The 22,704-nt window shown below is 35.6% G+C and carries 17 protein-coding genes; 15 read left to right on the top strand and 2 right to left on the bottom strand.

Annotation, left to right across the window (positions count from 1 at the left end; genetic code table 11):
* Positions 1-33 precede the first annotated feature (33 nt).
* The 9 genes from AC07UM_RS15950 to AC07UM_RS15990 all read left to right on the top strand — a co-directional run bounded on the left by AC07UM_RS15950 (position 34) and on the right by AC07UM_RS15990 (position 10,531).
* Positions 34-1,128, top strand: a complete 1,095-nt coding sequence (locus tag AC07UM_RS15950; protein WP_494684076.1) for a hypothetical protein — start codon at positions 34-36, stop codon at positions 1,126-1,128.
* Between the two features lie 149 nt (positions 1,129-1,277).
* Positions 1,278-1,682 carry a hypothetical protein gene (locus tag AC07UM_RS15955; RefSeq protein WP_494684077.1) on the top strand — a complete coding sequence of 135 codons (405 nt, stop codon included), beginning with the start codon at positions 1,278-1,280 and terminating at the stop codon, positions 1,680-1,682.
* Between the two features lie 2 nt (positions 1,683-1,684).
* On the top strand, positions 1,685-2,095 hold the full coding sequence (locus AC07UM_RS15960) for a hypothetical protein (protein ID WP_494684078.1): 411 nt from the start codon (positions 1,685-1,687) through the stop codon (positions 2,093-2,095).
* 59 nt (positions 2,096-2,154) lie between these two features.
* Positions 2,155-3,333 (top strand): acetyl-CoA C-acyltransferase, encoded by a 1,179-nt coding sequence (locus tag AC07UM_RS15965; protein ID WP_494684079.1) that lies wholly within the window; start codon positions 2,155-2,157, stop codon positions 3,331-3,333.
* 106 nt (positions 3,334-3,439) lie between these two features.
* The gene (locus tag AC07UM_RS15970) at positions 3,440-4,930 is read left to right on the top strand and encodes an MFS transporter (RefSeq protein ID WP_494684080.1); all 1,491 of its coding nucleotides are present in this window, start codon (positions 3,440-3,442) and stop codon (positions 4,928-4,930) included.
* 180 nt (positions 4,931-5,110) lie between these two features.
* Complete coding sequence (locus AC07UM_RS15975) at positions 5,111-7,273, top strand: M12 family metallo-peptidase (protein WP_494684081.1); 2,163 nt, start codon at positions 5,111-5,113, stop codon at positions 7,271-7,273.
* Positions 7,274-7,434: 161 nt separating this feature from the next.
* Positions 7,435-8,361 carry a mevalonate kinase family protein gene (locus AC07UM_RS15980; RefSeq protein WP_494684082.1) on the top strand — a complete coding sequence of 309 codons (927 nt, stop codon included), beginning with the start codon at positions 7,435-7,437 and terminating at the stop codon, positions 8,359-8,361.
* A 10-nt stretch (positions 8,362-8,371) separates the two neighbouring features.
* Entirely contained in the window at positions 8,372-9,301 is a 930-nt protein-coding gene (locus tag AC07UM_RS15985; protein WP_494684083.1) for a UbiA family prenyltransferase, read from the top strand.
* Between the two features lie 63 nt (positions 9,302-9,364).
* Entirely contained in the window at positions 9,365-10,531 is a 1,167-nt protein-coding gene (locus AC07UM_RS15990; RefSeq protein ID WP_494684084.1) for a proline dehydrogenase family protein, read from the top strand.
* A 486-nt stretch (positions 10,532-11,017) separates the two neighbouring features.
* Here the strand turns inward: AC07UM_RS15990 and AC07UM_RS15995 are convergent, their stop codons facing one another.
* The gene (locus tag AC07UM_RS15995; protein ID WP_494684085.1) at positions 11,018-11,554 is read right to left on the bottom strand and encodes a helix-turn-helix domain-containing protein; all 537 of its coding nucleotides are present in this window, start codon (positions 11,552-11,554) and stop codon (positions 11,018-11,020) included.
* Positions 11,555-12,521: 967 nt separating this feature from the next.
* Between AC07UM_RS15995 and AC07UM_RS16000 the strand changes: the two genes are divergently transcribed.
* The gene (locus AC07UM_RS16000; RefSeq protein ID WP_494684086.1) at positions 12,522-13,631 is read left to right on the top strand and encodes a M14 family zinc carboxypeptidase; all 1,110 of its coding nucleotides are present in this window, start codon (positions 12,522-12,524) and stop codon (positions 13,629-13,631) included.
* Between the two features lie 266 nt (positions 13,632-13,897).
* Here AC07UM_RS16000 and AC07UM_RS16005 read toward each other — a convergent pair whose 3' ends face one another.
* The gene (locus AC07UM_RS16005; RefSeq protein ID WP_494684087.1) at positions 13,898-14,395 is read right to left on the bottom strand and encodes a DUF4920 domain-containing protein; all 498 of its coding nucleotides are present in this window, start codon (positions 14,393-14,395) and stop codon (positions 13,898-13,900) included.
* A 142-nt stretch (positions 14,396-14,537) separates the two neighbouring features.
* Here AC07UM_RS16005 and AC07UM_RS16010 point away from each other — a divergent pair, with 142 nt between their 5' ends.
* The 5 genes from AC07UM_RS16010 (at position 14,538) to uvrA (ending at position 22,638) form a co-directional block, all read left to right on the top strand.
* Positions 14,538-15,950 carry an APC family permease gene (locus AC07UM_RS16010; protein ID WP_494684088.1) on the top strand — a complete coding sequence of 471 codons (1,413 nt, stop codon included), beginning with the start codon at positions 14,538-14,540 and terminating at the stop codon, positions 15,948-15,950.
* A 170-nt stretch (positions 15,951-16,120) separates the two neighbouring features.
* A complete protein-coding gene (locus AC07UM_RS16015; protein WP_103235398.1) occupies positions 16,121-16,561 on the top strand; it encodes a GPW/gp25 family protein in 441 nt (146 codons plus the stop codon).
* Between the two features lie 24 nt (positions 16,562-16,585).
* Entirely contained in the window at positions 16,586-18,469 is a 1,884-nt protein-coding gene (locus AC07UM_RS16020; protein ID WP_109738615.1) for a type VI secretion system baseplate subunit TssF, read from the top strand.
* Between the two features lie 141 nt (positions 18,470-18,610).
* Positions 18,611-19,498: a class A beta-lactamase, subclass A2 gene (bla, locus tag AC07UM_RS16025; RefSeq protein ID WP_494684089.1), complete on the top strand. Its 888-nt coding sequence runs from the start codon at positions 18,611-18,613 to the stop codon at positions 19,496-19,498.
* 308 nt (positions 19,499-19,806) lie between these two features.
* Complete coding sequence (uvrA, locus tag AC07UM_RS16030) at positions 19,807-22,638, top strand: excinuclease ABC subunit UvrA (RefSeq protein ID WP_494684090.1); 2,832 nt, start codon at positions 19,807-19,809, stop codon at positions 22,636-22,638.
* The last annotated feature ends 66 nt before the right edge of the window (positions 22,639-22,704 follow it).

A 22,704-nucleotide genomic window follows, 5' to 3' on the forward strand; every position in this document is an offset into this window, starting at 1 on the left:
GAGATCGGATATTGTCTTAAAATTAATAGAAATATGAAAACAAAACTAATATTAATGGGTGCTGTTATGGCTTTTAGCTATGGGCTTGCTCAGGAATCTCCTGAGAACAACCTCAGTATCTATTCCAAAAAAATTGACAGTATTGTCATGACTGAAAAAGGCAAAATGAGTATCGAACTGGATCAGATTGACAAGAGCTTCAAAGCAAAGAAAATCACATCCGATGAAAAACAAAAGCAACGTACTGTAGTCGCTTCAAAATATGAACAGATTATTAATGAAAAAATAGATTCCCAGAAACAGGATCTTGAGACAGCAACTAAAGAACTGGTGAAAGATGCCGTTTTTAAATCTGATGATACCTTAAAGAATAGAAAAGATCAATTCTGGCTGGGGCTGAATGGTTTTAATATGAAACTCAACGAGAAGAAAAAAAGAAACAATCCTAAAAACTATTTACAAACACTTGAACTCTCTGTAAGCATGGGAGGAGCAGGATTAACCTCAAAAAATGAGCCTTTTGGCTTTTACAATAAAAATTCCGATATTAAAAACAGTGTTATAAATTCCTGGCAGCTGACACTTTGGTATGGGAATCAGATAGGAAATTACACCAGCCCTTTTTTCTACCGTTTCGGATTGGGAGTGAGATCAGACCAGCTTACCCCAAAGTATGGTCAGGCATTTAAACAGGATAAATACAATGTATTCGTTGGTGATTTTGATCGCGGAAATCTTAAAAAAAGTATTCTTTACAATACCTATATCACTGTTCCTGTAGATCTGAAATTTGTTTTAAATCCTAAGTATAAAGAATATGAAGGAGTAAAATACCTGGATAACAACCAAGACCAGTTATCTCTTATTCTTGGCGTTTATGGAGGCTTTAAAGTAGGAAGCATAAATTATTCTAAGTATTCCAATGAATTTTCCGATAGAATTGTTGAAAGAGAAAAAGTGATGCATGGGGTAAATGATTTTGTTTTCGGAGGAAAAATCGGGATCAGCTATGCAGGGTTCAATCTGTTTGTTCAGAAAGACTTTACTCCCGCTTTCAATGACAATGCTTTGCTGAAGAAAAAATATGGACTACAGATCGGGATAGAAATAGCAAATGTTAATTTTTAATTTATTAATAAATGAATTATTTCTTTAATTAATAGATAAAAATAGTAAGGTTTTTTTATGACTAACGAACGTTTGTACAAGAAAATCCTATTTTTAAAACACACTCTTTAAAAGTGTGTTTTTTTTTGTATTTTGGCACTTTAGTAAATATGAAAAATATTCAGTTATTAGGATTACTGTTAGTGATTATAGGCAGTTTTTTACCTCTGGTACATGTACCCATCATTGGGAACTGGAACTATTGGAAACTCGATCATTATCTGGCTATTGCATGCTGGATCTTTGCCGCATGTGCTGTTTTTGGAATTGTCAATAACAGTGGAAAAATCGTAAGGCTTTTTGGTATTCTGCTGATCCTTTTATTCGCATTTACCTTATTCGCTGTGAAGATGCAGTCTTTACAATACTTTAGCTTTTTACCTTTCAAATCCTGGCAGGAAACCTTTGCAGGAGTTGTCAAATTGAAATGGGGTTGGGCTGTAGAATTTTTAGGTGCTTTTCTAATGGTTTTTGCAGGAGGAAATAAAAAAGTAAATAACCGCACACAAATATAAAAATGAAGTTCTTAAAGATATTTTCAGCAGGAATTTTGTTGATGAGTGCCACACAGGTTTATGCTCAGTCAACAGACCAGAAAAAACCGGATAATCCGGCTAAATGTGCCAATATAAAAGAAGGTAAATTTGTAAGACCCAATTACCCGGAAGCAATATGGTATATGACCATTAAAGACAATGTCCAGACCGAATATTTCAATAATGGAAAAGACTTTATCAAATCAACATTGGTTTTTGTGGATGATTGCAACTACAAAGCAATCGTTATGGAGAAATCCGATAAAAATGATCCTGCACAAATTGGTGATGTCTTCAATAATAAAATAGTAGCGACTCAAGATAATATTTTGAAAGTCAATACTAAAATTGAAGGAACACAATTCGATATGGTTTACGTAAAAGTAAAATAAATTCAAACTATAAAAATGGAATGTATGTTCCGTTTTGGCTAAAAATAAAAATTATATACATGAAAGAAGTATTCATCGTTTCCGCAGTAAGAACACCTATGGGAAGTTTTATGGGAAGCTTATCAACAGTTCCGGCTACAAAACTGGGAGCAACTGCTGTAAAAGGAGCATTAGATAAAATCGGTTTAGATCCTAATGCTGTTCAGGAAATCTATATGGGAAATGTTCTTCAGGCAGGAGCAGGTCAGGCGCCAGCTCGTCAGGTAGCTTTAGGAGCAGGTCTTTCAATCAATACACCTTCTACTACAGTAAATAAAGTTTGTGCTTCAGGAATGAAGGCTGTAACAATGGCTGCCCAGGCAATCAAAGCTGGAGATGCAGAAGTAATTGTTGCAGGAGGTATGGAAAACATGTCTTTAGTTCCTCACTATTACAATGCAAGAGTCGCTACAAAATTAGGCGATATCAAAATGCTTGATGGGATGGTGCTAGATGGTCTTACAGACGTATACAACAAAGTACATATGGGCGTTTGCGCAGAAAAATGTGCAGTAGACTATAATATTACAAGAGAAGATCAGGATAACTTCGCTGTAGAATCTTACAAAAGATCAGCAAAAGCTTGGAGTGAAGGTAAATTCAAGGAAGAAATTGTACCGGTTTCTATTCCTCAAAGAAAAGGAGAACCAGTAATCTTTGCTGAAGATGAAGAGTACAAAGCAGTAAACTTTGACAGAATTTCAACACTTCCAACAGTATTCAAAAAAGAAGAAGGTACCGTAACAGCAGCTAATGCATCTACTTTAAATGACGGAGCTTCTGCATTGATCCTTGTTTCAAAAGAAAAAATGGAAGAATTAGGATTAAAGCCTCTGGCAAAAATCGTTTCTTATGCTGATGCAGCTCACGAGCCTGAAAACTTTACAACTGCTCCGGCGAAAGCGTTACCTATCGCTCTTAAAAAAGCAGGATTAGAGGTTTCAGATATCGATTTCTTCGAATTCAATGAAGCTTTCTCAGTAGTAGGACTGGCAAACAATAAAATCTTAGGATTAGATGCTGCTAAAGTAAACGTAAACGGAGGAGCGGTAGCTTTGGGACACCCACTGGGAAGTTCTGGTTCAAGAATCATCGTTACATTGATCAACGTATTGAAGCAAAATAATGCAAAATACGGTGCTGCAGCGATCTGTAATGGCGGTGGCGGGGCTTCTGCTATCGTGATTGAGAACATATAATATTCTGTTTTATAATATATTACCATTAAGGAATCGATAATTTTTTTAAAAACTTATCCATTTCTTAATGGTTTTTCTATTTTTGTGCTACTAATATTTATTTGAAATGTCTGAAACTGAGAATCGACACCCTAAAAACATAAAGAATAATCCGAAGATTATGAAAGCCTGGGCTGTATATGACTGGGCAAACTCCGTTTATTCCCTTGTTATTACCTCTACTATTTTTCCGATCTATTATTCTATCCTTACCACGGCCTACGAGAAGAAAGAGTATATCGCGGAAACAAAATCATGGATTGATGTTCCCGTAAGGCATATGATCAAAATTTTTGGAAAAGAATATCAGCCGGATGCGGTATATGGATATTCACTTACCATATCATTCTTTGTTGTTGTATTATTGTCACCATTTTTATCTTCTTTAGCAGATACAATCGGAAACAAAAAATCTTTCCTACAGTTCTTCTGTTATCTTGGAGCAACATCATGTATGGGATTGGCCATGTTTACAGGGATGCATAATGTATTTCTGGGACTATTATTCAGTATTACAGCCAGTGTCGGATTCTGGGGGAGCTTGGTGTTTTATAACTCGTTCCTTCCCGATATTGCCACACCGGACAGGCAGGATGCGCTTTCTGCAAAAGGATATGTTTACGGATATATTGGTTCTGTAGTGTTAGTCGTACTTTGTTTGGTTCTTATTCAGGTTTTTGCTAAAGGAGCTGCGCAGCAGTTATTATTTACACGAATAAGTTTCCTACTGACAGGAGCCTGGTGGTTCGGTTTCTCCCAATATACATTCAAGCATCTTCCTCAATTTGGAGATGTGAAAGATAAGCTGCCTAAAGATCTTGTACTACTGAATTATAAGAATCTCTTCAAAAAGCATGAAGAGCAGGGAGGATTCTTTGAAGTATTTAAAGACAATCTGAGCTTTTATAAAGACATTGCAAAAGAAAGTTTCCATGAGCTGTTTAAAGTGGGAGGAGAACTTTTTAAAGATAAAAACCTGAAGTTCTTCCTGTCAAGTTTCTTCTTTTACAGTGTAGGAATGCAGACGATTTTCCTTATGGCAACCTTATTTGGAAAAAGTGAGATCAACCTGGCTCAGGATAAACTCATCGGAACCCTTTTGGTAATCCAGATTGAAGCGATCATTGGAGCCGTTATTTTCTCGAGATTATCCAAAAGAATTGGTAACAAAAACGTTATTTCAATTGCGATTATACTATGGATTGTAGCTTGTCTCTGGGCTTTTTTCCTGAACAAAGAAAATCCAACTGTAGAATACCAGTTTTATGGAGTAGCTGCAGTAGTAGGTTTGGTCATGGGAGGGCTTCAGGCGATGTCCAGATCTACGTATTCAAAACTGCTTCCGGAAAACTCGATGGAAAATACAACGTACTTCAGTTTCTATGACGTATTGGAGAAAATTGCCATTATCATTGGAACATTCATCTTTGCAACATTGATTGAACATTTCAACAATATGCGTATCGCAGCATTGTCAATGACCATATTCTTCGCTGCAGGATTAGTTTTAATCAGGTTCCTGAAAGTCAAAATGAGGACAGACAGAGAAACTTTATAGAAAAATTAAAAGACGTTATTTTTAACGTCTTTTTTTATTTTAACGAATAAAAAACACTCATATAGCTGTTTGATTTAATTTATTTATGTAATTGTTGAGAATGTTAGAATGTAGTAATAATTTTTCACTACATGTTGATATTTTTTGTTTATTTGTAAAATTTACAAAATTATCAAAATAATGAAAAAGTTTCTATTAATTTGTTTTTTACAATGTTTCGTTCTGGGTTTTTCTCAAAAATTAAAACCTGTTGCTCAAAAAGTTTTGGAATATCATAATTTTAAAACTGAGCTTAAAAGCTATAATTTATTTGAAGAAAATAAAGCTCCTGATAAGCAAGCTGAGTACAAACGCGCTGCAACAGACATTACAGTGATGTCTCTTAAACCTGCAGAATTGAAAAGATTAATCAACGAAAAACCTGACTTTCTTGAAATATCTTTTCCTTTTGATGGCGGCAGGCAGATCACTATTGAAATGTACAGGCACCAGATCTTAACCAACGATTTTAAAGTCGTTACAGACAAAGGCAAAACAGTAGAGTATACACCAGGAGTTTATTATCAGGGAATTGTAAAAGGAGATAATGCTTCTATTGTAGCTTTTAGCTTTTTTAATAATGATATCGTAGGAGTTGCTTCTACACCCGAATTGGGAAATATAGTAGTAGGAAAAGCTAAAAATTCTGAAGATTTTGTAAGCTACTCAGATTCTAAATTAACAGGTTCTAATCCATTTGCCTGTGAGGTAGACGGAATGAAAGAAAACAAGACCCAAAGACCTGTTTTTAATCCTAACAATACCAGTAAGAAAAAAACGGATAATTGTGTAAGAATATACTATGAAGCAGGTTTTGGACCCTATACTCAAAATGGAAGCAATACTACCACTACCACTGATTGGGTGACTGCTATGCATAATAATGTCTCAACTTTGTATGCCAATGAGAATATTAATGTCGCTTTAAGCGGGGTTTTTGTTTGGACAACTACTGATCCTTATGCAGGGTCGCCAAGTGCAATTCTGAGCCAATTTAGAACCACCAGAACTACTTTTAATGGAGACGTAGCACAGTTACTAAGAAATCCTGCTACAACAAGTATTGCTTATGTTAATTCATTATGTACCAATTATAAGTATTCTTATTGTGGTGTAAACTTCACCTATCAGAATGTTCCAACATATTCTTGGAATATAGAGGCGATGACCCATGAACTTGGCCATAATTTAGGTTCACCACATACTCATGCTTGCTTTTGGAACGGAAATAATACAGCTATTGATGGATGTGGACCCGCATCAGGAAATAATGAAGGATGTAATGCTGCCCTTCCTGCTGCCGGCGGAGGAACTATTATGAGTTACTGCCATTTGGTAAGCAGTGTAGGGATTAATTTTGCTAATGGTTTTGGTGTACAGCCAGGAACATTGATCAAAAATACGGTAGATTCCAAAGGATGTCTTGGGACTAACTGTACAGCATCATGTCCTACATCGATCACGAATTTTAATATTAACAATATCACACAGACCTCTGCAAGTGCTGCTTTTACAGATGCAGCTTCAACGGCATGGAAGTATAAATTAGCGACAACTAACGGAACGGTAATATCAGCTGGAAATACAAATACGCCGTCCTTTAATTTTACAAATCTTCAGCCAGCTACTTATTACAGACTAAGTGCAGGGACAGATTGCAGTGGACCCAATGCCTTCCAGTTATCACAGCTATTTTTAACCGATGGTGCATGGTGTGATGGAACTCAATTTACAGATACAGGAGGTACAGCAGGTCAATATAAAGATAATGAAGAACTTATAAAAACATTTTATCCTACTTCCGGTTCCTCTATGACCATGACATTTACCGCATTCGATCTTGAACAGGGCTATGATTTTATGTATGTGTATAATGGTCCTTCTACGGCTTCACCATTATTCACCAATGGAAATAATCTGAGTGGAAGTACGGTTCCCGGTCCATTTACATCAACAGATCCTTCAGGGGCAATAACGGTAAGATTTATTTCAGATGGAGGTGTTACAGGAAATGGCTGGAATGTGAATTTCTCCTGCAATGTCTTAGCAGTAGAAGACATCAATATAAAAAATAATGCAATAAATATTTATCCAAATCCTGCCAAAAACATGATAACCCTCTCTTCCAAAGAAAGACTAAAAGGATATAAAATCTATGATGAAGCAGGAAGACTGGTCATTTCTGATTCTTCTTTAAAAGGAAATAAACAGGAAGTAGATCTTTCCTCAATTCAGACAGGAAACTATGTGATCACCATAGAAACAGAGAAGCAGACGATCAACAAAAAGTTAATCAAAGAATAATTTCTAAATAAATTTATTGTAAAAGCCTGATATTCTCAGGCTTTTTTCTTATCTTTAATAGGTGAAAGCATGAAGTAAGCTTAAATAACTTGTATTTCGGTCTGAGTTTTGCTTATATTCAGCCGAATAATTTTAACTTTGCAAAAAGATTTATTGTCAAGATGACCAACCCTCTATTTTATGCAAAAATAATTCTGTTTGGAGAATATGGAATGATTGAAGATTCCCAAGGGCTTGTAGTACCCTACAGCTTCTATAAGGGAACCTTAAAATTTTCCGATCTGAGTTCTGAATTTGAACTTACCTCCAACAGACATCTGCAGAAATATTCTGAATTTCTTGCAGCACTTGATCTTTCCGACGATTTTAAGTTGGACATTGAGAGCTTCAAAAATGATATTTCAAAAGGACTTTTCTTTGATTCTAATATTCCTCAGGGATATGGAGTGGGAAGTTCTGGAGCTTTGGTAGCTGCAATTTTTGAAAAATATTCAATCAGCAAACTCAATCCTGAGAATATCTCAAAAGATAATCTTAAAAAATTAAAAGCTGTTTTCGGCGAAATGGAAAGCTATTTCCATGGTAAAAGTTCAGGGATGGATCCACTGATCTGTTATATGAACCTGCCAATCCTTATTGAAAATAAAGAAAACTTAGACAGGGTAGACATTCCGGAAGGAGAAGAAGGAAGAGGAGCTATTTTCCTGATCGATTCTGGGATTACAGGAGAGACAGGACCCATGATTCAGATTTTCTTTGAAAAAATGAAAACAGAAGGTTTCCGTAAAACCCTGAAAGAAGAGTTCATCCGTTACAATAATGCATGTATAGATTCTTTCCTTAAAAAAGACATGAATCCTTTCTTCAGAAACCTGAAAAAACTTTCTCACTGGGCCTATGAACATTTCCGTCCTATGATTCCTGAAAGTATTTTTAAGATATGGAAAAAAGGTCTGGATTCTAACGCTTATTATCTAAAACTCTGCGGAAGTGGTGGTGGAGGCTATATTTTAGGATTTACCAAAGACTATGCGAAAGCAGAAAAAATGCTTGAAGGCTTCCAAAAAGAAGTGATTTACAGATTTTAAATAAGTTGGAATGAATTCTGAAAAAGAAACTTTCCAATCTAAAAATTATCTCTCAAAATCTCTATTTTACAGATTTTCACAATTCGTGGGCTTTTTGCTCGGAGCACGTTTTTTTGTAGCTGCTCTGTTGACATTTGCCCTCTATGTTTCTACTTTTTTCCTGTTCAATCAGGATGAATCTTTCGGAAAATTCGTATTTGATTTCAAAGTACACGGTATTATTTTCTGTACCGTTCTTACCATTCTGGCGGGTGGCATCATCAATCAGTTTTATGATCTGGAGAAAGACCATATTGTAAAACCTTTCAGAACAAGGGTTCAGAGCTTTATCAAACAGAAATACTTTCTATACGCTTATCTGGTGCTCAGTGCTATTTCTTTAGGAGTAGCCTGGATGATTTCCCATAATGTCTTTGTTTTTTTTGTAGTCTATCAATTCTTTATGTGGTTTTACAGCCATAAACTGAGCAGAATACTCATTGTAAACAATCTTACCTTTGTCAGTCTAACCTTATATCCTTTCTTTGGAATGATGGTATACTACGAAACCTTTTCCAAAAAGGTATTCCTGATGGCTGTTTTTCTTTTCCTTATCTTACTATGCATTGATATTGTGAAAGATACCCTTACCAGAAGTGTAGATAAAACGTTTGGATACATCACAATTCCTAATTATTTTAAAAGCAGGAACACGAAAATTATTTTGACTTCTTTACTGATGATTACCATGGCAGTTTCTATGAAAATCATCATCAAAACTGGTGTTACCGGATTCATGGCTTATTATTTTGCCGGAGGACTTTTTATCATGATACTGTGTATCTATCTTCTTATCAATGCTTCAAGAAGGAGTAACTTCTTCACATTGAATATATTACGATTTTGGGTGTTTGTAGGAATTATTGCGATGCTTTTAAACGGAATAGAGCATAAATTATAAAAAAATTCTTTAAATAAACTGAGGTTATTATTACCTTTGCATAACTAAATTTAATAAATAGGAATGCCCATTTTTAACGATACTAAAGTTGCATTTGCAGACAAGTCTGATGCACAATTGAGAAAGGCTTACTGGATGTTTAAAATGATTGAACAGCCCGCTCTTACAAGCCTTGGAACATCTGTCCTGAATTTTACAGTACACAACAACTTTCCTTTCGTTACCGGAATTGTAAAAAACACTTTATTTGCACAGTTCTGTGGCGGTGAAACCCGTGAAGAAAGTATGAAAGTAGTGAAGCAGCTGTTCAAAAGAGGAGTTGGAAGTATTTTCGATTACTCTATTGAAGGGAAAGAAGATGAAGAAACTTTTGATGCAGTCTGCAAAGAGATTAAGGATATTATAAGATTCTCAGTGGGAAACCCGGCGATTCCTTTTATTGTATTTAAACCTACGGCTTTCGGAAGAATTGATCTTTATGAAGCAGTTGGAAAAGGGGCAGAGCTTACGACCAGTCAGAAAGAAGAATGGGAAAGAGTCGTGAAAAGATTTGATGAAGTATGTCGTCTTTGCCACGAAAATGATAAAAAAGTAATGGTAGATGCCGAAGAAACCTGGATGCAGGATGCAGCAGACCACCTTTGTGAAGAGATGATGGAAAAATATAACCAGGAAAAGCCTATCGTTTGGAATACCATTCAGATGTACAGAACCGGCAGACTGGAATATATGGAAGCGAATCTTCAGAGAGCAAGAGAGAAAAACTACTTTATCGGTTACAAGATTGTTCGTGGTGCTTATATGGAAAAAGAAAGAGCCAGAGCAGCAGAAAAAGGATATGCAGATCCTATTCAGCCGACTAAAGATGCTTCAGATAAAAACTACAATGCGGGAATCGACTTTGTGATGGATCATTTGGATAAAGTTTCAGCATTCTTTGGAACCCATAACGAAGTCTCTTCAGAGCTGATTATGGATAAGATGAAAGCTAAATCTCTTGAAAATGGTAACCCGCATGTTTATTTTGGGCAGCTTTATGGGATGAGTGATAATATTACCTTCTATTTATCAAACAAGGGCTATAATGTGGCCAAATATCTTCCATATGGACCTGTAAAGGATGTTGTTCCGTATTTAACGAGAAGAGCCCGAGAAAACACTTCTGTAGCCGGACAAACCGGAAGAGAGCTTGGATTGATCAAAAAAGAACTTGAAAGAAGAAAACAATAGTAATATTGTTCTATTATAAATGATCAGGCCCGCAATTTTGCGGGTCTTTTTTATTGAAATTAACTCTAATAAAAATCCATAGTAATTCCTGGGCTGCCAGGTTTGAAGATTTCATCTGAAATTAGTAATAATCAAAACAATAATCTATTGCATTAATCATCTGTTAAAATAATCTTATTTTTATTGTTAATTTGATTTTAAATTTTTATATTTGATAGAGCCATAAAAACTAATGTATGAAAATGTTTTCATTTACCTTTATAATTCTGCCATACGACAGGATCTCATCAGTACAATAAACACCAGTATTACCCTTATCAATAACCGAAATTGTAAAATACATACGATGGGAGCAGATGATCATCATAAGATAAAACGCTATGTGCTGGATGCCCCATCAATATTTTAAAAATAAAATAAAGCAATAGCTTTAGTTTTCTTCTTCAAATATTTTTTAACCTGATCATTTTCCTTGATCAGGTTTTTTTAGGGTTCAAAACTTTCGAATTTTCCGTTTTCGTAGAACAAAACAATACGTTTTATTTTACCTTGTTGATTACCAAATAGTTGTCCTAACATCTGATCGCCAGAATTTTCTAATCGCTGAGAATCGGATATTTTTTCAGGAGCTTTATCTTGGGTCGGTATAAACGATTCTCCGGAGCCTGATTTTGGGGCTTCTGATTCTGCTTCATCACTTCCGAATTCATCATCCTCGTTCATCATGGTAAACAGGTCGGGGAGAGGAGTTGTTTTTATTTTTTCCTCATCAGTATGTTCTTCTTGAATTTCTGTTTCGGGCAGTTGAGATTTTAGCATTTCGCCCTCGCCCGTAACCAACCAGTCCCAAAGAAGTTCCGGGAAACGGGATTTTATTTTTATGATAAACTCAAGAGACGGTTTGTTTCTTCCCGAAGTAATATGTGAAATAGATGAACGCTGTACATCAATTTCATCAGCAAACTCTGAAGGGGTAAGATTGGAGTACTCTATAATTTTGGAAATTCTTTCATTTAAACTCATAAAAATAAGCCTTTAATTATTTTACAAATGTAACTCATATAATTTACAAATGCAAAATACAAATGTAAATAATTGAAATTATTATTTGTATACATTTGTAACTTAAATATAGTGTGTTTTAAATCAATAGTTTATCACTAAATTACAAATGTATTAAATGATTTTTCTGATCTGCTATAGGGCCCATCTGAATTCATTCAGGCTATGCTATTGGACCTATTATTATACCTAAATACTAGTTTAATAATGTAAATCGATGCTTTTTCGAAGGTTATTTTGTCCGTTAAATTTCCTAAAATGGACTGTTTACATTATTAATCAATAAAGCACTATCTCCAGGACAATAAACCTGATAAATACCTTTTGAAAGCATATAATATGCATTTATATGTTATTACAAAGGTAAATTACTGATGTAAATACCTTATGTGAGCTCATATTTTGCTTCATTTGAGGGAAATATCGTTTCTGTTAAACAACTTATTTTATCGCAAGCTAAAAATGCTTAAAAAATTTCAACTGAATTAAAATCTCAGGCTAAATTATAATTTTAGAATATTTTACATTTGTATAATCGAGTAAATGACTAAGTTTTCCACATTTTATATGTTTAATAAAATACCCCTCAAATGCCTTAAAACAGCTGTTTATCTACTTCAAGTAATGTTGTAAATACGATTTATATAAACATTATAATACACTGATTATTAATACTTTAAATATATTGAATTATATTATTCGCAATCCACAATTTTATCCACAGACAAATTGTCTTTTCAGGTTGTTTAATAACATTACAAATGTCAATAGTGTTTCTAAGTTTAAAAATAGCCGAATTTAATCATTGTAAACAACTTTCAAAATAGATGTCAATTGTAAATTGTTGAATTTTGCTGACATTTACAAATGTTAATTTAAGTTTTTGCCCAAAAATCGTTAAATTTGATTTTTGTAAACTATTCCTAAAATGAATTTTGAACAGATCTATTCTCAAACCCCCGATTTCTCAAATCGCTATATTTCCCCTGAAAAATTATTTTCTTACCTACAGACCAATCTCAGCGATTATATTAAAGAGGTCGGAACATCTTATTTAGATAAGCCCATTTATCAGTTAAGCATCGGAACCGGAAACATCCAGGTACTGGCCTGGTCACAAATGCACGGGAATGAATCCAACGCGACTCATGCCATGCTTGATCTTTTAATAAGCCTTGATAAAGCTCCTGAAATGAAAGAGGATCTTTTCAGTAAAATTAGCTTGGATTTTATATTCATGCTCAACCCGGACGGATCTGAAAGATGGACAAGACTAAATGCAGCCGATATTGATCTTAACAGGGATTTTCATAATGAAGCAAGTAAAGAGATTAAGTTTCTTAAAAATGCAGCGGCTTCAAAGAAGTATGATTATGCATTAAACCTCCATGAGCAGAGAACCATTTTCACAACAGATGGTATTCATCCCGCTACACTTTCTTTTTTGGCTCCTTCCGAAAATGTAGAACGTACCGTTACTGAAAACAGGAAAAAATGTATGGCAGTGATCGGAAGTGTATACAACCATTTAAAGGAAATGATCCCTAATCAGATCGGAAGATATTCTGATGAATTTTACCCGACTTCTACAGGAGATAACTTTATCAAAGCAGGAATGCCTACCATTTTATTTGAAGGAGGCCACTTTGTAGATGACTACACCAGAAAAGGAACCCGAAAATATTATACAATAGCTCTTTATTATGCATTGAAAGCTATCAGTGAGCTTAACTCTGATACTACAGGTTGGGAAACGTATCTTGAAATTCCTGAAAACCAGGAAACCCATTATGATCTTATTTACAGAAATGTAAAACTGAATACAGATCATGAATGTATTCTGGATATAGCAGTTCAATACAGAGAGATCAAAGAAGAGGGGAAAGATGAAATTTCATTTATTCCTTTTGTAATGGAAGCCGGAGACGTTAAAAAAAGAAAAGGCTGGCTGGAAATAGACTGTACCGGAAAGAAATTTATTTCTGCTACTAAATATCCAAAACTGGATTCTGTAGTAGATTTTAAAATTGAAGACTAAAAGATTCTAAACATTATCACTCATCAGAAGTGTTTGAAAAAGAAAATAAGTCAATATAATGACCTCATACAACAAAAATTCGGCAGTCCTTCAGGACTGCCGAATTTTTATTTTTATATCTGATTTCCGAATCTGGGAAGGTTAATAAAATGCATATTCAATAGGAATGGGTTTTAGCCCATTTAACTTCAATAAACATTCATTCGGCTTTAGCCAAAACCTAACCTTAGAAATATAGAATTCAGATTTTATACAATGATTAAAGCTTAGTTTACTACTTTAATTCCGTTTGCTACAAATCTGATCTCTTCTTTCGGCTGGGTAATCGCATCGATTTCAGCTTGAGGTTTTTTAGCATCTTCAGCATAATGTTTCTGCTCATTTACAGAAGTTACTTTTCTCTCAGCAGTTCCATCCAATACAACATTTTTACCTTTTAAAGCTGTAGGCACAAAGAATGCATAGTCTTTCATTTTTACAAAAAACTTAGAATTGTCTTCTGTTTGAATAGTAAGCCAACATCCTTTTTTGTCACAGACATCAGTTACTTTTCCTTTAACGGCTACCCCTTCAACCTTTTTGTTATCTTTTTTAAGCTGCTTATTCAATTTATCTACTGTGATCGCTTTAGATTCAACGGATGAAGTTACCTGATCTCCATAAGTATCACCCACCAAAGCTTTCCCTTCTGGTGGACCAGACTGGGCAAATGCAAATGTCGAAGCAGTTAAAGTGGCAGCAAGTAATATAACTTTAAATTTCATGTTTAATATTTTTTCCAAAAATACTAATTAAAATTGAATCATAACAGAATAAAAAATGACAAAAAGCAGGTGTTTTGAGGAATTTTCAATAAAATTCAAAATCAAAGACAGATTTGATTATATTTGACCCCTATACTTGACTATGCAGAAAAAACTGAAATTATGGGACGCCATCATGCTGGTGATGGGGTCTATGATCGGAAGCGGAATTTTTATTGTAAGCGCTGATATGATGCGGAATCTGGGGTCCGGATTCTGGCTGATTGTGGTATGGGTGATCACAGGAGTGATGACCGTAGCCGCGGCAATAAGCTATGGAGAACTCTCGGCCCTGTTTCCGAAAGCCGGAGGGCAATATACTTATCTGAAGGAAATCTTCGGAAAAAAGATGGGATTCCTTTATGGCTGGGGCCTTTTTACCGTAATACAAACCGGAACTATTGCTGCAGTGGCAATGGCTTTTGGTAAGTTTACAGCCTACCTTATCCCTTCCCTTAACGATGCTGCTCCTATCTTTCAAAGTGGTGAATTTAAAATCACCTGGATCCAGATTCTGGCCATTGCAGTTATTGTTTTACTTACTTATATTAATACCAGAGGAGTAGAAAGCGGAAAAATCCTTCAGAATGTATTTACCGGTTCCAAAATTATTGCATTATTAGGTTTGATTGCTGCCGGTTTTATTTTGGTTGATATTTCTCATTTATCAGAAAACTTTAGCTGGGGATCAGATTCCTTTAGTAATCTTAAAAAAGATTTGAGTGGTAATTTCCTTAAAGAAGGCTGGGAACCCATTGGAGGTATGACCCTGTTGGGCGGAATTGCAGCAGCAATGGTAGGTTCTGTCTTCAGTTCTGTTGCCTGGGAAAGTGTGACATTTGTTTCCGGTGAAATTGACAATCCTAAAAAAAATGTAGTAAAATCGATGATTTACGGGACTTCTGCTGTAATGATTTTGTATATCGCGGTGAATTACATATACCTAAATGCACTGGATAGAGATGGAATTGCATTTGCAACCAATGACAGGGTAGCAGTAGCGGCTTCACAGAATATTTTTGGAAGTGCAGGAACCATTATCATCGCTTTATTAGTGATGATCTCCACTTTTGGATGTAATAACGGATTGATCCTGGCAGGAGCGAGAGTTTTCCAGACCATGGCCAAAGACGGAATGTTCTTTAAGTCAGCGGTAAAAAACAACAAAAATGAAGTTCCTGAAAACGCTTTATGGATGCAGGGAATTTGGGCTTCAATTCTGTGTCTGAGCGGGCAGTACGGCAACTTACTGGATATGATATCCTTTGTGATTGTTCTGTTCTATATGATTACTGTTTTTGGTGTTATTTATTTAAGAATGAAGCAGCCTGATCTGGAAAGACCCTACAAGACATGGTTGTATCCGGTGACTCCTATTATTTACCTGATTATAGGATCTTGTTTTTGTATCTTATTGTTAATTTATAAACAACAATATACGTGGCCAGGCTTTGTATTGGTATTATTGGGGCTTCCTGTGTACTATTTCATCAACAGGAAAAAGGCAGATCTTTAAAATAAAATGCAGGATATAAAACATACAAAATATTCAGGGCTTTCAATTCAGTTTGAAGGCCCTTCTTTTTGAACAATATTTTAAAGTATTGTAATAGTTATTGGGTGAAAATGTGTACTTTGGTATTTCGTTTTTAAATAAACAGGACCATGAAGTAAAAACAATAAGCTATGGATACACCAAATTACAGAATGCCTTTCGTACCGTCTACTTTAATGACCGAAGGCGGAAGTATCGATACCTGCGATATGGGGGAAAGTATTGCCCACAATATTATGCTGCTGATCACTACCAAAAAAGGGGAGAACAGATACGATGAAAACTATGGAAACGATGTTTGGAACCTTGAATTCGATAATGGAGTAACAAGTGCCATTTGGGAAAATGTTTTCGTCAAAAGCCTCAGAAGACAGATTCAGGAATATGAACCACGAATCGTAAACCCACAGATCGATGCCCATATACAATTTGTAGAGCACAGCTACGATACTAAAGAACACACCGAAATTAAAAAGAAAGTAAGAATTGCTATCAATGCAAAAATGGAAGAAACAGGAGAACGTTTCAGTTTTTCAACAGAACTGTTTCTAAGCCCGATGTCTATTGATTAATATTTTTAACAGCGAAAGAAAATTATGAATTTAGATCAGAATATTTATTCCAAAGAATCTGTAAAAGCAAGAATGCTGCAGAATGCCACTAAAGTATGGGGACTCAGAAGCCCGCAGTCTTTAGATCCTTTTGTGAAACTATTGATAGATGCATTCAGTACAGAAGTTTTTAAAGCGAATAATGAAATACAAACGGTGAATGCCCGTATATTGGAAAAACTGGCAAAACTTCTTACACCGTCCATTTATACACATCCTATCCCTGCCCATTCTGTGGCTTTTACACAGCCTTATGATTCTTCTGAAGTTTTATTGGAACACACAGAATTCTTTTTCCGTAAACAGATGACTTCTACGGTAAAATCAGAATCAGATAAACAGTTGAATATTCCTTTTACTCCGGTAGGAAATGTAAGAATCAATAAAGTTCACACATCCATTATGTTTGTAGGAAATACCTGCTACAGTATTGATGACCGATTTAATAAAATTCCGATTGCAAGATTTCAGGGAAGACCTGAAGATTACAGGAAAATTACAATAGGAGTAGATGTCAGCAAATATATCAGTGAAAACTTTCCAAAATACCTGAGTATATTCTGCTCCAATCCTGCTTTTGAACACCTTGATTTTGTGTATAAATTATTGCCCTATATCACGGTGACCAGCAATGGAAACCCTTTATTTGTAAGAGAAGGATTAAGTTACCTTTCAGAAAGTCATAATGATGGCTATGAACAGATGTTCAAAGAGCAGTCTATCAGAAATAAGGTGATTGAAGACATTAAAAGTATTTACCGTCATAAATTTATTGAAGTAACAGGGATTTCTCAAAGTCTGTTCTCAGAACCTGGACAGCTTCCTCAGAATCTTGACTTTTTATCAGAAAAAGAAGAAATTACAAAGTTCCTCGATAATAAAAAATATTTGTGGCTTACTTTTGAATTTCCACCACAGTTTTCAGCGGAAATCCTTGATAACTTTTCCTTTGTACTGAATGCTTTCCCGATCTACAACAGAGGCTGGAAAAAAACAGAATACAGCCTTGACATCATGGGGAATAATATTCCTTTGGTAACAGACGAAGGAGAACACTTCCTGTATGTAGATGAGGTACAGGATGGTGACGGAAGAAAATACACTGAAATACCTTTCACTCCGGCCGATGACCTTAAAAAAGGGTTGTATACCGTAAGAAAAGGAGGAATGGAACGTTTCACAAGCAGAAATGCTGTTGATATGATTGCCAATGTTCTGGAACTTACGAGAGATGAAATTGCAGCTTTTTCCCTTCTAAACAGAGATAATGTAAAAGGAGTTCTCAGTGAAATGTCCGATAAGATGAAATCCATGGTACAGAAAGTAAATAATGCCAAAAGGAATATCAGACAGGAGCTGAACTATGTGATCATGGAGCCGGTAGAAAAAACCGATCACACTTACGCCTCTTTTTGGGTAACACACTGTACTTTGGCCAATCATATGCGTCCGGGAACCGAGCTTTCCAACCAGTTGAAATCACAAACTGTTATATTGCTTACCGAAACATTGGGTGGAGCTGAAGAGCAGAAAGGAACAGACAGTATTCAGGCATATAAATATGCTTTAACGACCAGGGATAAAATTATTTCTTTGGAAGACGTTAAAAACTATTGCCGCATGATTCTGAAAGATGAGGTAAGAGAAGTAAGGGTAAGAAGAGGAACAATGATCAGTAATAAACCTAAAGAAGGTTTTGTAAGAACTGTTGAGGTAGAAATCATTCCTCAGAACTATTCTTTCTATGGAAGGGCCTATTGGGAAAACATGGCCAATATCATTAGAAATCAAATTATTTCTAAAGCCATTGACGGAATTGAATATATTGTAAGAATAAACAATGAAGACATTGATTTTCAGGATATGTAAAGTTCTTGTAAATAATAAGTAACACTTTAAAATATAAAATGCCGTACCATTACGGCATTTTTACTATGTCATGATGAGGATCAAAATCACAATGACAAAATTTTCATCCCTGAAAAAACAGTCATACAAAGAATCAATTGAATGAAAAAAATAGCACTCTTAATACTACTTCTCTTTTTCGGTTTTCCATTAAAAAGTCAGACGATTAAGGATTTAAGAAATAAAATCAATGAAATAATTTCTACAAAAAAGGCAACTGTCGGGATATCTTTAAAAGGAATAGAAGATAAAGATACCCTCAGTGTCAATGGAAATAAAGAAACGCCGATGATGAGTGTTTTTAAATTTCATATTGCACTTGCTGTCTTGCATCAGGTAGATAAAGGAAAGCTGAAGTTAAATCAAAAATTCTTTATTAAAAAAGAAGCTTTACTCCCTGAAACCTGGAGCCCGATGAGAGATGAATATCCTCAAGGAAATATCTACCTCACTTTGGATCAGTTGTTAAGGTATACCGTTTCCCACAGTGATAACAACGGCTGTGACATCTTGTTGAATATCATTGGCGGAACAGAGGTTGTTCAGAAATTTATCAATCAGCAGGGGATCAAAGATTTGACAATAAAACTGAATGAGCAGGAAATGTCGTCCTTCGATAAATATTATATTAATACAACAACTCCTTTGGCCACAACTGAACTTTTAGAAAAATTCTATAAAGGAAAAATTCTGAAGAAAGAAACTACAAAATATTTGTACCAGGTAATGGTAGAAACTTCAAGGGGACTTACTTGGATGAAGGCAGGTTTGCCGACAGGTACAGAATTGGCCCATCGCACCGGAATTTCGGGGAGAAATGAAAATAATCTACGTGCTGCTATGAATGATGTAGGAATCATAAAACTTCCCAATGGGAAACATATTATCCTATCTGTTTATTTGAAAAATATCAATGAAGAAATGGCTGATACAGAAAAGATCATTGCAGACATCAGCCGTGCAGTCTGGGAATACTATACACAGAAATGAAAAAAATAATGATGAATTTTTTGTGAAGCGTCAATAAAGACTTATTTATCAATAGGAAAGGGCTTTAGTCCGTTTGGCAAAAAGAATATACTCATATGGCTTTAGTCAAAACTTACTGATTACCTGTGTAAATATTATTCCCGTAAAATTTCAAGCGATCTAGGCTTAAATACTTTTAAAACCTTTATCCATACCCAACAAGCCCAAAGTATTTTTTATGAAACTTTTATAGCTTTTATATTCAAAAAAATTCTATAAAATTTCGTATTTTTGCACGTTGTGATTTTCAGGCAAAATTACTCCAAATTATGAGCAAATCAACAGAATATATAGAAGTTTACGGAGCACGTGAACACAACCTGAAAAATATTAATGTAAAAATTCCACGTAATGAATTGGTTGTTATCACCGGTCTTTCAGGAAGTGGAAAATCGTCATTGGCTTTTGACACCATTTTTGCCGAAGGCCAGCGTCGTTATATCGAGACATTCTCTGCCTATGCACGTCAGTTTTTAGGGGGATTGGAGCGTCCTGATGTTGATAAAATTGAAGGGCTTTCACCGGTTATTGCCATCGAGCAGAAGACGACCAATAAAAATCCTCGTTCTACGGTGGGAACGGTTACAGAGCTGTACGACTTTCTTCGTCTTTTGTATGCGAGAGTTTCAGATGCGTACTCTTTGTCTACAGGACAAAAGTTGGTAAGTTATACCGAAGATCAGATTCTTGAAACCATCAAAGAAAATTATAAAAAAGAAAAGATCATGCTTTTGGCGCCCGTAGTGCGTTCCAGAAAAGGACATTATCATGAACTCTTTGTACAGATGGCCAAAAAAGGCTACGGACAGGCAAGAATTGATGGTGCGCTGCAGGATATTGAATATGATTTAAAACTTGACCGTTACAAAACCCACGATATCGATATTGTGATCGATCGTTGGATTATCGGGGAAAATGCTTCAGAAAGCAGAATGGAAAAATCATTGCGTACAGCGATGGAAATGGGAGAGGGAATTATCGGAATTCAGAAACTGGGAGCTACGGAGATCGAATACTTTTCCAAAAACCTGATGGATGCAGAAACAGGACATTCTTTGGCCCTGCCGGAGCCCAATACGTTCTCATTCAACTCTCCGAAAGGAAGCTGTCCTAACTGTAAAGGACTGGGAATGATCAAAAAAATCAATACCGATTACTTTATTGATAATCCAAAACTATCCATCAATCAGGGGGGATTGTTACCGTTGGAAGATATCAAGTCTAACAAATGGATTCTTTCACAGATTAAAAATATTCTTGAGATCTTTGGATTAGGATTAACAACGTCATTGAAGGATATTCCTGAAGAAGCATTGGATTATATCTACAACGGATGTCATAAAGAATTCAATAAAGACCTTAAATATGCAGGTATTACCAAGAAAATAAAAATTGGTTTTGACGGATTGATTGCTTTCATGGAAGAAATTATCGATGAAAGAGAATCTTATGAAGCGATTTTGCTGGAAAGACACTTCACGACAGAAGAAACGTGTCCGGAATGTCATGGAACCCGCCTTCAGCCTTCAAGTTTAAGCTTTAAAATAGATGGAAAAAATATTGCTGAGGTCAATGCTTTAAGCTTATCTGATTTAAAAGAATGGTTAGCTGATGTTAAAGATAAATTCTCAGAAAAAAATAAAATCATTGCTCACGAGATCCTAAAAGAAATTGAAACCAGACTTCAGTTTTTACTGGATGTAGGTTTGGATTATCTGAGCTTGAGCAGAAGTTCAAAAACCCTTTCAGGAGGGGAATCCCAGAGAATACGACTGGCTACACAGATTGGTTCTCAGCTGGTGAATGTATTGTATATCCTTGATGAGCCGAGTATCGGCCTTCACCAGAGAGATAACGAAAGGCTGATTCATTCCCTGAAAAATCTTAGAGACATCGGAAACTCCGTATTGGTGGTGGAACATGATAAAGACATGATTATGGAAGCCGATGAGGTACTGGATATTGGTCCAAAAGCTGGTAAATTCGGTGGTGAGATTCTTTGGCAGGGAAAGCCAAAAGACTTATTGAATGCAGATACTATTACCGCTCAGTATATTAATGGAAAAAGAAAAATAGAAATTCCTGCAGAAAGAAGAGCAGGAAATGGTAAAAGTATTGTTTTAAAAGGTGCTACAGGAAATAACCTTAAAAATGTAACCCTGGATGTTCCTCTTGGAAAGCTGGTAGTAGTAACCGGAATTTCAGGAAGTGGAAAATCTTCCCTGATTAACGGAACATTATACCCGATCCTTAACAAACACTTCTACAGAGCGGTTCAGGAGCCTTTACCATATAAAAAAATCGAAGGGCTAGATAACATTGATAAAATCGTAGATGTAGACCAAACCCCGATTGGGAGAACACCCCGTTCGAACCCGGCTACCTATACCGGAATGTTTACCGATATCAGAAACCTTTTTGCAGAACTGCCGGAAAGTAAGATCCGTGGTTATAAGCCGGGAAGATTCTCTTTCAACGTAAAAGGTGGAAGATGTGAAACCTGCCAGGGTGGAGGATTGAAAGTCATTGAAATGAATTTCCTTCCAGATGTATATGTACATTGCGAAACCTGCAACGGAAAACGTTTCAACAGAGAAACCCTGGAAGTTCGTTACAAAGGAAAATCAATTTCTGACGTATTGGATATGACGATTGATGAAGCAGTAGATTTCTTCCAGCCGATTCCTAAGATTTTTGCCAAAGTGAAAACATTACAGGATGTAGGACTGGGATATATTACCCTGGGACAGCAGTCAACCACACTTTCAGGAGGAGAAGCCCAGCGTATCAAGTTAGCAACTGAACTTTCAAAAAGACAAACAGGAAATACCCTTTATATACTTGATGAACCCACTACAGGATTGCATTTTGAAGATGTGAAAATCCTAATGGATGCCATCAACCAATTGGTAGAACTTGGAAACTCATTCATTATCATCGAACATAATATGGATGTAATCAAATTAGCCGATCATGTTATAGATGTTGGTCCGGAAGGAGGAAAATATGGCGGAGAGATTATTGCTAAAGGAACTCCTGAAGAAATTGTGAAGTCTAAGAAGAGTCTGACCGGGAAGTTTTTGAAGAAGGAATTGGAATAGAATTATAGAAATATATTACGGAAAACCACAATGAAAATTGTGGTTTTTTTATTTAATTTTGAGGAA

Source organism: Chryseobacterium sp. GW821-FHT04C04 (genome assembly GCF_059420365.1).

What these genes read in the sequence shown, in the direction of transcription:
- uvrA (WP_494684090.1), top strand. Translation starts at nt 19,807, where the DNA reads ATGAGCAAATCAACAGAATATATAGAAGTTTACGGAGCACGTGAACAC.
- AC07UM_RS16020 (WP_109738615.1), top strand. Translation starts at nt 16,586, where the DNA reads ATGAATTTAGATCAGAATATTTATTCCAAAGAATCTGTAAAAGCAAGA.
- AC07UM_RS15960 (WP_494684078.1), top strand. Translation starts at nt 1,685, where the DNA reads ATGAAGTTCTTAAAGATATTTTCAGCAGGAATTTTGTTGATGAGTGCC.
- AC07UM_RS15975 (WP_494684081.1), top strand. Translation starts at nt 5,111, where the DNA reads ATGAAAAAGTTTCTATTAATTTGTTTTTTACAATGTTTCGTTCTGGGT.
- AC07UM_RS15995 (WP_494684085.1), bottom strand. Translation starts at nt 11,554, where the DNA reads ATGAGTTTAAATGAAAGAATTTCCAAAATTATAGAGTACTCCAATCTT.
- AC07UM_RS15965 (WP_494684079.1), top strand. Translation starts at nt 2,155, where the DNA reads ATGAAAGAAGTATTCATCGTTTCCGCAGTAAGAACACCTATGGGAAGT.
- AC07UM_RS15950 (WP_494684076.1), top strand. Translation starts at nt 34, where the DNA reads ATGAAAACAAAACTAATATTAATGGGTGCTGTTATGGCTTTTAGCTAT.
- AC07UM_RS16000 (WP_494684086.1), top strand. Translation starts at nt 12,522, where the DNA reads ATGAATTTTGAACAGATCTATTCTCAAACCCCCGATTTCTCAAATCGC.
- AC07UM_RS16010 (WP_494684088.1), top strand. Translation starts at nt 14,538, where the DNA reads ATGCAGAAAAAACTGAAATTATGGGACGCCATCATGCTGGTGATGGGG.
- AC07UM_RS15955 (WP_494684077.1), top strand. Translation starts at nt 1,278, where the DNA reads ATGAAAAATATTCAGTTATTAGGATTACTGTTAGTGATTATAGGCAGT.
- AC07UM_RS16015 (WP_103235398.1), top strand. Translation starts at nt 16,121, where the DNA reads ATGGATACACCAAATTACAGAATGCCTTTCGTACCGTCTACTTTAATG.
- AC07UM_RS15980 (WP_494684082.1), top strand. Translation starts at nt 7,435, where the DNA reads ATGACCAACCCTCTATTTTATGCAAAAATAATTCTGTTTGGAGAATAT.
- bla (WP_494684089.1), top strand. Translation starts at nt 18,611, where the DNA reads ATGAAAAAAATAGCACTCTTAATACTACTTCTCTTTTTCGGTTTTCCA.
- AC07UM_RS16005 (WP_494684087.1), bottom strand. Translation starts at nt 14,395, where the DNA reads ATGAAATTTAAAGTTATATTACTTGCTGCCACTTTAACTGCTTCGACA.
- AC07UM_RS15985 (WP_494684083.1), top strand. Translation starts at nt 8,372, where the DNA reads ATGAATTCTGAAAAAGAAACTTTCCAATCTAAAAATTATCTCTCAAAA.
- AC07UM_RS15970 (WP_494684080.1), top strand. Translation starts at nt 3,440, where the DNA reads ATGTCTGAAACTGAGAATCGACACCCTAAAAACATAAAGAATAATCCG.
- AC07UM_RS15990 (WP_494684084.1), top strand. Translation starts at nt 9,365, where the DNA reads ATGCCCATTTTTAACGATACTAAAGTTGCATTTGCAGACAAGTCTGAT.